Origin of the sequence: Providencia sp. PROV272, from assembly GCF_049901975.1 — a bacterium.
GTDB classification, from domain to species: Bacteria; Pseudomonadota; Gammaproteobacteria; order Enterobacterales; family Enterobacteriaceae; genus Providencia; species Providencia stuartii.
In genome coordinates, this window is the sequence record NZ_CP096291.1 from 1,671,003 (window position 1) to 1,683,484 (window position 12,482).

At 38.8% G+C, this 12,482-nt stretch carries 8 protein-coding genes and 1 tRNA gene; 4 read left to right on the top strand and 5 right to left on the bottom strand.

All coding sequences use genetic code 11. The annotated features are described in order from the left end of the window. Nucleotides 1-5: 5 nt before the first annotated feature. The 4 genes from M1E93_RS07480 to M1E93_RS07495 form a co-directional block, all read right to left on the bottom strand. A complete protein-coding gene (locus M1E93_RS07480) occupies nt 6-1,238 on the bottom strand; it encodes a YjgN family protein (protein WP_004921259.1) in 1,233 nt (410 codons plus the stop codon). Between the two features lie 1,494 nt (nt 1,239-2,732). Beyond that, nucleotides 2,733-2,945, bottom strand: a complete 213-nt coding sequence (locus M1E93_RS07485) for a HEAT repeat domain-containing protein (RefSeq protein WP_104873590.1) — start codon at nt 2,943-2,945, stop codon at nt 2,733-2,735. A 507-nt stretch (nt 2,946-3,452) separates the two neighbouring features. Continuing rightward, the gene (locus M1E93_RS07490; RefSeq protein WP_426207246.1) at nt 3,453-3,716 is read right to left on the bottom strand and encodes a hypothetical protein; all 264 of its coding nucleotides are present in this window, start codon (nt 3,714-3,716) and stop codon (nt 3,453-3,455) included. A 175-nt stretch (nt 3,717-3,891) separates the two neighbouring features. Further along, nucleotides 3,892-3,966: transfer RNA gene (locus tag M1E93_RS07495), tRNA-Arg, on the bottom strand. 557 nt (nt 3,967-4,523) lie between these two features. Here M1E93_RS07495 and mlaA point away from each other — a divergent pair. After that, the gene (gene mlaA / locus M1E93_RS07500; protein ID WP_014656294.1) at nt 4,524-5,276 is read left to right on the top strand and encodes a phospholipid-binding lipoprotein MlaA; all 753 of its coding nucleotides are present in this window, start codon (nt 4,524-4,526) and stop codon (nt 5,274-5,276) included. A 918-nt stretch (nt 5,277-6,194) separates the two neighbouring features. Here the strand turns inward: mlaA and fadL are convergent. Next, nucleotides 6,195-7,535 (bottom strand): long-chain fatty acid transporter FadL, encoded by a 1,341-nt coding sequence (gene fadL / locus M1E93_RS07505; RefSeq protein WP_426207247.1) that lies wholly within the window; start codon nt 7,533-7,535, stop codon nt 6,195-6,197. 352 nt (nt 7,536-7,887) lie between these two features. On the opposite strand from fadL, the gene M1E93_RS07510 reads away from it, so the two are divergent. From M1E93_RS07510 to fadJ, 3 genes are all read left to right on the top strand, one after another. Beyond that, nucleotides 7,888-8,184 (top strand): YfcZ/YiiS family protein, encoded by a 297-nt coding sequence (locus M1E93_RS07510; RefSeq protein ID WP_004921249.1) that lies wholly within the window; start codon nt 7,888-7,890, stop codon nt 8,182-8,184. 386 nt (nt 8,185-8,570) lie between these two features. After that, a complete protein-coding gene (fadI, locus tag M1E93_RS07515) occupies nt 8,571-9,890 on the top strand; it encodes an acetyl-CoA C-acyltransferase FadI (protein ID WP_004921245.1) in 1,320 nt (439 codons plus the stop codon). Continuing rightward, the gene (gene fadJ, locus M1E93_RS07520; RefSeq protein ID WP_004921242.1) at nt 9,890-12,079 is read left to right on the top strand and encodes a fatty acid oxidation complex subunit alpha FadJ; all 2,190 of its coding nucleotides are present in this window, start codon (nt 9,890-9,892) and stop codon (nt 12,077-12,079) included. Before fadI ends, fadJ begins: the two co-directional genes overlap by 1 nt. Nucleotides 12,080-12,482: the final 403 nt, after the last annotated feature.

Genomic DNA, 12,482 nt, shown 5'->3' on the forward strand with positions numbered 1-12,482 from the left:
TATGTTCACAACGATAATCCAAAGTCGAAGGAATCAAGCGTTTCATCATGAAAAGAATTAGAGTGAGTCTCATCATGAGCGAGTTCATTCTCTAGAGACATATCGCCTGTAATTTTAGTGTTCATGGCGAAATATCGTGCATGGCGAATTTGAGCAATAGGTGTAGCTAACCCTAGCGTAAATATAATAATAAGACTATTAGAGAACAGTAGAATTAGGTAAGAAAAATAGGTGATGGATGAGCTAAATTTTAGCTCGTTACTGAATTCTAATTTATTGAAAAACTCACGTCTCATCATGATATGAATGTAACTATAAGAGAAGAAAAACCCTACGTATAAGTATAAATATATGAATAAAAACAAAAAAACAGGTGGTTCTAACTCACTGAAGTTGCTTTCGTGTATGATAACGGTTTTTATCATAGAGATGATGCTAAACCCGCTTAAGATGATGAAAGGAACCAGTATTAAAAAAGCGATACTATAAATTTTAGCCACTGCCCGATAATTCATTTTTAGCTTAAATGCAGATTTGCCAAAGTAAAAGTTATTTGCGAAATACTCATACAATTGTTTGGTTCTTATTGCAAAAATGGCATATAAAGAAATCGCTATTAATAACAAAGTCGCGTATGTGCCGATAAAGTATCTACTCAGATTTATATGTTCATTGGTATTCGCTGAACTAAAGATAGCGATTAAACCTATGACTTGTCCTACCAAGAATGAAAAAGCAATTGCACCTAATAAAAGTAATAATGGAAGGATAAAAAAGTACCAATACCCTTTTTTATAACTGCCGAGAAAATTAAATCTTACATTTCTATAGCTTGTCATAATGGCATGGAAACGACATGAGCGAATAATAAAGTAAGGTAGCATCAAGAAAAACAGGGACAGAATAACATATGCTATTGGTTGGAAAAGATAGTTAACGGCTAAATATAATGCAAAAAAGAAAAATATAATAAGCCTAGATACTAGAATCCTTACAGGTGAAGCATGATACTCAAGACGTGAGCCATTAACCTCAGTATTACCTAAGAAGTAGCGTCGGGTTCTGACGGTGGCCCAAGCTGAATATATACCTAGAGTGAGTATCGTCAATAAAACATTCACTATCCATATAAAGAAATACTCAGTATTGTCACCATGAAATTTAACATGATGAACTTGACTACGTATATCTTCCTTTTCAATATCGATATCCAAAAGGTTTTTTGTTGCGTTTTCCATAAGGTTACTCTATTTATGTTTTATTTACAGTGTGCTGGGGATATAAAAAGTAACTTACATTTTAAAACGCTATACGTAGACAATTAGGCTGAAACTAATGAGATATAACGCATAGTGATGTGTATTTAGATGAAAATGACAGTGGTTAGTGAATTTTCAAGTATAAAATACAGCAAGCTAAATATGATACAACGGTTTATTCGTTAAAAATGTAAATTCCCAGCTTTACCAATCACAAATTTTGTGACTTAATCTAAATTATTATTAAGTAAAACTCAATATAAATAAATCATCATATGAGAATTTTTATCTTCATAAAGGGACAACTTATGGTTGTTTATTAGCTTTAATAGAGTAAAAGAGTTAATTCAAGAATTATCCTATTTTGAGTGAATGTACTGTATGATTCACACTTTATATGGGACATGTCTGGATTTGATGATTTTTATCATGAAATGGAAAGCTTTCTTTTTTAGATTATTGGGGTTACCGATACTATAGCGGTTCGTTTATAGCGAGTGACAATAGCATTTTTGATTTATCGACTCTGTTGGTTCAACATTGATAACAGTAAAAATCTCTTTATCTAAGGAAATAAAAATGATAGGCCGCACAGTTAATAGGGAGTGCAACAACTACCAAAGACAAAAAATATATTCCATCGGGATAGAGGATTTGTATTGATGTGACTTAGCTAATGAATAGTAAAAAATACGGATACGTTATTTAGATTAGAAGATATGTAATTTCAGATATTAATGATGGTTACTTTCACTCTCCACACAAAATGGAGAATGAGTTAGAAGTAAGAAATATCCGAACGTTGTAAGGTAATTTATATCCCTTTAGTTAAATGGACATAACGAATCCTTCTTAAGGGCTAGTTGGAGGTTCGATTCCTACAGGGGACGCCATGATAAGCGGAATAGGTGATAAAAGGTAATTTGAGTTTGTTGAAATGCGTATTAATAATAATTTTTACTAAGCAGTAATCCCTTTCGTGAGGCTGTTATTAAATGCTATACATAATACAAAAGCTCATAAAATGTTTTAGATGCGTTATCAGAAAAAACAGTGATAAACTTAGACGTTGCAAAGCATTGCGTTAGGCAGGTGAATGCATTCATGGAGGATGCTATTTATCCTGTAATTAGATTTATTTTCTATCGACCCAAACGTCGTGGATTAGTTGGGATAGCTAAACCAGCTCCTTAATGAGTAGGCTTCGCCAATGTAATGATAGCGCGTTATGGCATTCATTCTCCTCGCTCATATCTTAGCGATGGCGTAAACTTATTTTAACTTAAATGCGGTTGTATTGTGTTTTTTCACATATCGGAGATGGTCATGTCGGCTTCGTTATTGACAAAACAGAATCATGGAGATACCGCACGACCTAATGTAGCAGTTGAACAAGATTAGTGATGATAGCTGAGAACGAACAGCAGGCGATGTATTTGCTAAATTACATTAGAACGGAGTGTTTACAATAAGTTAAAAGAATTCTGCAAGCTTACTTAAGGCTTTTATGGCTGAAATTGCCACATCCTTATTGGGGTCCTTGCACAACTCAATAAGCCTAGAAATAGCAGTTTGCTGTTCAATCGTTGCCTTGTAATCTCCGAGAGCGGTGATTGCGGCTATTTTAACATCGTCATTACCTCTATTTGTTAATTCAACGAGTGTATGAATTATATTATTTTCCATATAACTTACCTTCAAATCCATATTTGATTTCTCATTTTGATATATTAAATGGAATTAAAGAATATTTTCATTCATTTATTGAGCACTAAATGAAATTAATTGTTATTTTAACTCGGAATATGTTTGGAATCTAACTTAAACGGGTAATGGATGTCACAGTGCTGGGATTTAGTTAAAGCAATGTGGGGCCTTGAATAACATGCCTTTGAAGAATCAATCGCTTTTTGATGGGGGGCTTGATTAATGTTGTCTATTAGCTATGGTGGCTAATAAGTGACTTTGAGATGAAAACCTTTTACACGCGCGCAAGCAACAAGGAACAGTGTTAACTTATTCATGACGAGATGAAACCGGAAAAGAGGCCGAAAGTAAAATACAGGCTTGACGTATAAAAAATGGTTTAGAGGGTATTAGCTGGCAAGTTGATTACTATTGTTAGTGCCTAATGTGCTAATACGCTATGCGGTGATGTAAAGCCGACAAAACACAGCCAATGCCGCAGTAATGCTAGATAATTGATAGCATGAAGAGCTGAACAGACTTAGCCACATTAGGGCATTGATACTCAATGTCGATTAATGGTGTACAAGAGAAAATCATTGCTGCTATAGGGTAACGAACAGAATTTGCCAGAGCAGTTTCAGTTTTATCGTGCAGCAAGACACGCAAAACTAATGGCAGGATATAACTCGATAGTATGAAGTTTTTCTTTTTATCGAGTCTATTAAAACTTTGCGCCAGTGGACGATACATTAAAACATCAACCATCATCATCGGTTTGTTTATAGGCGTTATCTTGGAATTACGTTTAGTTTCATTGGGGTAATAAAAGTGTGTGAGACCCCATATTCCCCTGAGAAATATTTATTCAGTTTAGTATTATTTAACTCAACGGACAGGTAAAGCAGGTTTTTAGTGGGAGGATAGCGGGTTTATTGGCTTACAGTGGCGTCCCCTGCAGGAATCGAACCTACAACTAGCCCTTAGGAGGGGCTCGTTATATCCATTTAACTAAGGGGACATAAATTATGTTACAACGTCCGGCATTCTACTTCTGACTTCTAATTGAATCAAGTTGTTACGTGGAATTTCTTTGATAAAAGAGTAATAAACTATAGTTTTAGGTGATCTTTTGCGCGATATGTTAATGAAACTATAAAAACACGTAATGTTATTATTGAGGGTAATTATGGCGTGAATTGCTCATCCTATGCAGGGATAAGCCGTAAATCGAGATTCGCATTTTTGCGCTGAATAACCATTTTTGATGAGTAATGCTTAGTAAACTCAGTGAGCGCCGATGTTTATCGCTTATCTTAAAAAGCCCATTCTAAGCCTCGTGAATACTGTACTGTTTATTACTCCATTGTAACGGATACAGTTAGCCAATCGTGCATTTGATCACTTTTCTTATAAAAACAATATACTTAATAATGTATACTTAGCGTTATGGTTGCTTGGTCATATTGAGCACTCAAATTGGTTAACAATTATATTTATTTGGTTTTAATATAAACGCATTGGTTTATAATTTGAATTGAAGTGCCATGGCTGGTGGTACAGGGAATGGAGAGTATTATGAAGTTTCGCATGAGTGGCGTTCTTCTTGCGGGGGTTTTGCTTGTTGGGTGTTCAAGCTCAATTAATCCTGAAACTCAGGAGCGCTCAGATCCGCTTGAAGGTTTTAACCGAGCGATGTTCAATTTTAACTACAATGTGTTAGATCCCTATATCTTAAGGCCGGTTGCCGTTGCTTGGCGCGATTATGTACCTATGCCTGCACGAAATGGTTTAACGAACTTCTTTGTCAACCTTGAAGAGCCAGCCAGCATGCTGAACAGCTTTTTACGAGGTGAAGTCAGCCAAGGGTTTAAACACTTTAACCGTTTCTTCCTTAACACCGTCTTTGGTGTTGGAGGACTCATTGATGTAGCTTCAATGGCTAACCCGCAGTTAGCAAAAGAAGATCCTAAACGTTTTGGTAACACATTGGGTTACTATGATGTAGGTTATGGTCCTTATGTGGTGTTACCTGGTTACGGTAGTTTTACACCACGTGAAGAGGGCGGTAATTTAGTTGATGATCTTTACCCAATGTTGAGCTATCTGACATTCTGGATGTCGGCAGGTAAATGGGCCTTAGAAGGCATCGAAACACGTTCCCAGCTACTCGATTCGGATGGATTGCTGAAAAATTCGTCTGATCCTTATTTGTTGATGCGTGAAGCATATTTCCAGCGAAATGATTTCTTATCAAGTGGTGGGGAGTTAAAAGCGACGGAAAATCCAAATGCCTCAGCTATCGAAGATGATTTAGATTCTATCGATTAATGACAGGAAGCTATCACTCTCTTTTGCTATGTATGGCATCAGAGAGTGATAAGAGTATTATTCATTGCCTCGTTTTCCTCGAGAAGTGATTGCATCAATCAGAGCAATAACACCTAAAACACCAATAAAGCCAACCGTAAACAGTGTTCCCATAAATACCTCCTCTCTATATCGTCATATTAACCTCTTTAGAATTAACGGTTAGCTTACGATTATTGCTTAAACGTTAATTTATTTTTCCTATATGCTAGCGGCGCTACGCCGAACCAGACAATGACTACATTGTACTAGACGTAGTGACAAGAACATGCAGGGTGTGTGATGTTATGAAAATGAATTGCAAAACTATTTACAACGAAGTGATCGAGAAAGAAGAAATTGAAATAGTTTTACAGTGATAAGCCCGATAAATCATTAGTTAATACTAAGATAACATTCAAGCCACAATTTAATTTATAGATTTACAGGGATAAAAGTCAAGAGCACTTCAGGTCTGAACGGCCTCAAACTCACTTTTAAGGGGATTTAAAGTAGTGTATTTTTCTGTTTTAATAATTAATGGGTATTTATTTTCAAGAAAACCGAATGGATATTAGTTAATTATTTTGTATAAAGGTAAATTTTTGGTGTGAGAGTTTTTATTTCTGTTTGTCCGTGTTTTAGGTTTATTGCAGCTACGACATATAAGATGGAGACAGTAACTAGGTTAACACTCTTTTTTATCCTTTTAGGACTAAAAAGAGAGATTGGTGCCAATTAAAATGAGTTATCGTTTTCATTAATGACGTTCAGAAGATAATGGGAGAATCATTTTAACGATTATGTTCCTTAAACAAGAAACCCCATGTAGAAAAGCATGGGGTTAGCTAACGGTTTGGCAGAGGGATCATCCCCTGTTATTTATTTGCATCGACACAATTAGAATGTGTAGTTGAAGTTCACACCATACAACCAGGCTGACCCTTCAGATTTAAACTCATAAGCAGGAAGTGGCAGTGCGTTAGTTTCTACTAGCTTCTCAGATATGTTGACTTTTTTACCGTACATATAAGAAATACCCAAGTCTACAGAAGCATTTTCATTAAATGCATAGGTTGTACCCGCACTTAACCAATAGCGATCTTGGTCTGGGATGGAAATTGAACGGTATTTTGTCGGTACAGGGCTTTCGTCATAGGCGATACCTGTACGGAATGTCCAGTTATCATCATAGTAATAGGTTGTACCTACTGCGAAACGCCAAGCATCTTTAAAATTTTCAGCCTTGTGGAATAATCGCTTTCCATCACTACTACGATATGCTGTTAAATCTTTGAATTCACTCCAGCCAGTATAAGCTACGCTGTAGTGCAATGCCCATTTTGGAGCAACTTTATGGTAACCTGAGAACTCCCAAATATCAGGAAGGTTTAGGTCAAGCTTACCTTTGATTTTTTCACCATCAGTGCCGACAATACCAGCGCCATTAAGGTAAGGGTTATTACTTGGAAGGTCACTTGAGTACTTACCATCTTTAAACTTGACGGTAACTTTAGAACGATAGGTTAAACTAAAACGGTTATCTGGATTGAGTTCGTAGAGGATACCTGCGTTCCAGCCGTAGCCCCAATCATCGCCTGTCAGTTTTGCCATTGTGGTACTAGCAGGAATAGGGGGTAATTCAAGTTTTGGTGTTAATTTACCTAATTTACCTAAATCACCTGCATGGCGAGTGATTTCAGCATCGGCATAAACCGCATTGACACCTAAACCAAAACTAAAGTTATCATTTAAACGGTATGCACCACTTAAATTTAAGTTGGCTGTTTTCAGGTCAGTTTTACCGCCAATAGGGCCTGCTGCATAGTTTTTACTAAAGTCAGTTGCGAGGCCAAAGTTGGTGGTCATTGATGTACCTACCGCCCACTTATCATTGATAGGGAAAATGAAATGCGCGTTAGGCACGAGAGCGCTTGGTGCAATATCATTTGCGGTTAAGTTACTGCCTAAAGGAGATGCTCCACGCCCTTTAATATCAACACTTGGGTCAATATAAACTGCACCGACTGAAATGGCTGGGCGATCAAATAACATCATTGCAGCAGGGTTACGACTACCTTCACTTGCGTTGTCACCGAGTGCGCCGGCTCCCGAAAATGCACGTCCGAGCGCAGATGTGGAATATTCATTAAGCAAAAAACCAGCGGCGCCCGCATTAGATGAAACTATTGCCACTGCTATTGCTAAAGCTGATCGAGTAAATAGGTTTTTCTGGCTCATGACCAAAACCCTCTTGTTTATTATGTATATTAGGCGACTTCTATCGCAAGAAGCGCAGAATTGTAGGGTCGCTTGCCTCTATGACAAATCAGACCAGTTACTAGAGTATAGGTCTGACCACCTCATATGTTGCAAGCATGTTTTTCGTTTATATACAAATTGTTTTCAAAATTGCGATGTATTTAACAAAATGGCAACATCCGTTGGGCGTAATTCTGTCATTGATGAGTATTTATGGGGTTAGATCAAACTTATCTCAGATAGTCAGGGAATAGGCTTGATATACACTGGTTTTTCTCTCTTTTTCAGCGTTATGATAGCAACTTAACAGTTTGTTGATTTGGAGAGTAAAATGACTGATGCGATTAACCGTTGTAGCGCGGAAGAAACTGCTGCTTGCTGCTGTGTAGATGTGGGTACAGTTTTAGATAATAAAGATTGCACTGCATCGTATCAGCATGTTTTCGCGAGCCATGAAGAAGCGGAATCTATGTTGAAACAGCTAACTGAAAAGGCCAAATCTGTTGAGTCAGAACCTTGTGCTATCGACCATTCCATCACCAATGTTGAAGGTGGTGTTGAGTTGTCTGCAAACTTTACTTTTAGTTGTGAAGCAGAAAGTCTGATTTTTCAATTAGGCTTACGCTAATCAAACAACTGATTAACTCTTTATCTCCTTCACTATAGTCTAATTGCGCTATAGTGAAGGTGTTTTTCTATTTAATTCCCTTTATTTTCTGCTCAACTCTTTTCTGCTTTCATTAATATTCATTAAGTTGTGTGCAAGCTCGCATTTTCTTAATGTCGCTATTTTCTGAATGTAACGTTTATGTTAACAATATTAAACAGGTCAGACCTCTTTAGCGAGGGTCAGCTAGCCACAAGCACTTTTTTAACAGGTTACGAGAATCGGTTAAATATAAATAAGTTACACCTATTATTTTAAAGTGCGGGTTTCACTTGTGGCTACAGAAACCAGCATGAAAGGTTTAGAGGTCATAAAAAACGGTTTATCACTTTTTAGCAGGAGCTACCATGAATCAACTTTCCCATCATGGCGAAAGCACTTATGCAGCAAAAGAGAGGATAGCAATTATTAGCGGCCTCCGTTTACCTTTTGCCAAGCAAGCCACAGCATATCAAGGTATTGCTGCGGTTGATCTGGGAAAAGCTGTTGTTGCAGAACTGCTAAGTCGAAGCGGTATTGAAAAACAACTTATTGAACAGCTGGTGTTTGGGCAAGTGGTACAAATGCCAGAAGCCCCGAATATTGCGCGGGAGATAGTGCTCGGTACAGGTATGAGTGTCTCGACGGATGCCTATAGTGTTTCTCGCGCTTGTGCGACGAGTTTTCAGGCTATGGCAAATATTGCTGAGAGTATGATGGCTGGTCATATCTCAGTTGGTATTGCTGGAGGTGCAGATTCATCTTCTGTATTACCTATCGGGGTTTCCAAGAAACTTGCAGCAACGCTTTTGTCATTAAGTAAAGCGAAGTCATTCGGGCAAAAGCTTTCATTGATGTCGAAATTACGTCTAAAAGATCTGTTACCTGTCGCACCCGCCGTTGCAGAATATTCGACAGGTTTACGGATGGGGGATACGGCGGAGCAAATGGCGAAAACGTATCATATCACTCGTGAGCAGCAAGATGAACTTGCGCATCGCTCACATCTGCTCGCGACCAAAGCTTGGGAAAGTGGTGTTTTGGAGCAAGAGGTGATGAGTGCTTACATGCCGCCATTCAAACAAGCCTTCACTCAAGATAATAATATCCGTACAAATTCAGTTTTATCTTCTTATGCAAAGTTAAAACCTGCATTTGATCGTAAACACGGTACGGTGACGGCAGCCAATAGTACACCACTGACCGACGGAGCGGCCGCCGTGCTAATGATGACGGAATCTCGTGCTAAAGCATTAGGTTATACCCCATTAGGTTATATACGTAGCTTTGCTTTCTCTGCTATTGATGTTTGGCAAGATATGCTGTTAGGCCCTTCTTATGCGACACCAATAGCGCTTAAACGTGCGGGGTTGACGCTACAAGATTTGACATTAATCGATATGCATGAAGCTTTTGCCGCTCAGACGCTAGCGAATCTTAAACTCTTTTCTAGTCGCCAATTTGCTCAAGAAAAATTGGGGTTATCAAAAGAAATTGGTGAAGTAGATATGGATAAGTTCAATGTGCTTGGTGGGTCTATTGCTTATGGTCATCCATTCGCTGCAACAGGAGCGCGTATGGTGACACAAACACTGCATGAATTACGTCGCCGAGGTGGTGGGTTTGGTTTAACAACAGCATGTGCTGCTGGTGGGTTGGGCGCTGCAATGATTTTGGAGGTGGAATAATGACGCACCATTCAGAAACAGGGGTTCAAGCCGGCCTCGTGCATGAAGCTTTTCGCCTTGAAGTTCATGCCCAAACAGTGGGTGTCATTTTCATTGACGTACCAAATGAAAAGGTCAACACATTGAAGGCTGAGTTTGCACAACAGTTCCTCTCTATTTTACAGCAAGCACAGTCGACACCTGGTTTAAAAGGATTGGTGATCACCTCTGGGAAAAAAGACAGTTTTATCGCGGGCGCGGATATTAGCATGATTGCTAACTGCCAAAGTAAAGAGCAAGCCAGTGAGTTATCTCGAGAAGGGCACCTGCTTTTCGAAAAGCTAGAAAACTATCCTTTACCTATTGTTGCGGCAATCCATGGAGCCTGTCTCGGTGGTGGGTTAGAACTTGCATTAGCATGCCATGTCAGAGTGTGCTCGAATGACGATAAAACGCGTTTAGGCCTACCTGAAGTCCAATTAGGCTTACTTCCCGGCTCAGGTGGAACCCAACGTTTACCAAAATTAATTGGCATACCAAATGCACTGGATATGATGTTAACGGGTAAACAGTTACGCGCGAAACAGGCACTAAAAATGGGGTTAGTGGATGATGTCGTGCCTGAAACCATTCTGTTAGATGTCGCTATTGCAATGGCGAAAAAAGGTAAAATCCAACGCGCGCCTATTCATTGGCAACATCGTTTATTAAGCAGTAATTTATTACGTAATAAAGTCTTTTCCAGCGCCAAACAAACCGTAATGCGCAAAACGAAAGGCCATTATCCTGCTCCAGAGAAAATTATTCAGGTTGTCAAAACAGGGGTAGAAAAAGGGGCTAAAGCCGGATATGAGGCAGAAGCCAAAGCGTTTGGCGAGTTAGTGATGACACCAGAGTCAGCCGCACTAAGAAGCTTATTCTTTGCGACAACGGCATTAAAAAATGAAACGGGGTCTAGTGCAAAACCACTCGCATTTAAGCAGATTGGTGTGTTAGGTGGCGGTTTAATGGGAGGGGGGATTGCATTTGTCACCGCAATGAAAGGTGATCTTCCTGTCCGTATTAAAGATATTAATGAGAAAGGCATTACCCATTCACTGCGTTATAGCTGGGATCTATTAACGCAAAGAGTTAATAAAAGGCGCATGCTTGCTCGCGAGCGTAATGCAGTGATGGCAAAAATATCAGGCACGCTAAATTATCAAGGGTTTGAGCATGCTGATATTGTGGTTGAAGCTGTCTTTGAAGATCTCTCACTAAAACAAAAGATGGTTGCAGAGGTACAAGAGGTCACTCACGGGAAGGCGATTTTTGCCTCGAACACTTCTTCATTACCTATTCATCAAATCGCTGAAAATGCAGCCCACCCTGAAAAAGTGATTGGCCTACATTATTTTAGCCCTGTTGACAAAATGCCTCTGGTTGAAGTGATCCCTCATCAGCAAACAGATGCAGAAACCATTGCGACGGTGGTGGCTTTTGCGAAACGCCAAGGTAAAACGGCCATTGTTGTGGGGGATGATGCAGGCTTTTATGTGAATCGTATTTTAGCGCCTTATTTGTGTGAAGCGGCTGAATGTTTAATGAGTGGCGAATCAATTGAGCATATTGATAGTGCGCTTGTTGATTTTGGCTTCCCTGTTGGGCCATTTAACTTATTAGATGAAGTCGGTATTGATGTCGGAACTAAAATTTTACCTATTTTAGTCAATCGCTTTGGTGATAGGTTTAAGGCTCCTGAGCTTCTGGATAAAGTGAATAAAGACGACCGTAAAGGCAAGAAAAATGGGAAAGGCTTTTATTTGTATGGGCATCAACCCGCATCTAAATTGATGTTCTGGAAAAAATCTAAAAAGCGTCAGGTAGATAGCAGTATCTATTCATTAATCGGTATTCAGCCACAAAATCATTTGAGCAAAATTGATATTGCTGAACGCTGTGTGATGTTGATGCTCAATGAGGCTGTTCGCTGTTTAGATGAGAATATTATCCAAAATGCACGAGATGGGGATATTGGCGCGGTATTTGGTATTGGCTTCCCGCCATTTTTTGGTGGGCCATTCCGATATATGGATAACTTAGGTATTCAAAAAACAGTAGATACGATGAATCAGTTAGCTGAGCGTTACGGTGATAAATTCCGCCCTTGTGAACGCTTGTGTCAGATGGCACAAACAAATGAAACCTTTTTTCCAGCAAACAAAAGTTGAGTATTGTGAAGCCACTTTCAAGCAGCCATAACGGTGGCTTCTTTAATTAACAACCTGAAATACCACTTAGCGTACAACTGTGTATTTTAAGGTACGATGATGTAACCAAAAAGCCTGATGTATTTGCTTTAATATAGCAATCATCGGGTTTTTTATTGATTGAAAATAGAAAAAGCTAGATGGTCTCTAATGTAGTTAATTGGTAGGTCAGAGGGGCCGATGGGAGCGGGAGCAATAAGGTAATTAGGCCACTGCTGCATGCTTTTCAGACAAAATTAAACGCAAAAAATTACTTAAATCATTTTATTTGTCGGTAGTTTGATGCAGAATCACTTTTCGCCCCACTGATGGTGACTCTGACAATAAATTATTTTAACAAAAAGATTAGCCAGTGCTATTTGCT

Coding starts and splice junctions, on each gene's coding strand:
- fadJ (WP_004921242.1), top strand. CDS start 9,890: ATGACGCACCATTCAGAAACAGGGGTTCAAGCCGGCCTCGTGCATGAA.
- fadI (WP_004921245.1), top strand. CDS start 8,571: ATGAATCAACTTTCCCATCATGGCGAAAGCACTTATGCAGCAAAAGAG.
- M1E93_RS07485 (WP_104873590.1), bottom strand. CDS start 2,945: ATGGAAAATAATATAATTCATACACTCGTTGAATTAACAAATAGAGGT.
- M1E93_RS07510 (WP_004921249.1), top strand. CDS start 7,888: ATGACTGATGCGATTAACCGTTGTAGCGCGGAAGAAACTGCTGCTTGC.
- M1E93_RS07490 (WP_426207246.1), bottom strand. CDS start 3,716: ATGATGGTTGATGTTTTAATGTATCGTCCACTGGCGCAAAGTTTTAAT.
- mlaA (WP_014656294.1), top strand. CDS start 4,524: ATGAAGTTTCGCATGAGTGGCGTTCTTCTTGCGGGGGTTTTGCTTGTT.
- M1E93_RS07480 (WP_004921259.1), bottom strand. CDS start 1,238: ATGGAAAACGCAACAAAAAACCTTTTGGATATCGATATTGAAAAGGAA.
- fadL (WP_426207247.1), bottom strand. CDS start 7,535: ATGAGCCAGAAAAACCTATTTACTCGATCAGCTTTAGCAATAGCAGTG.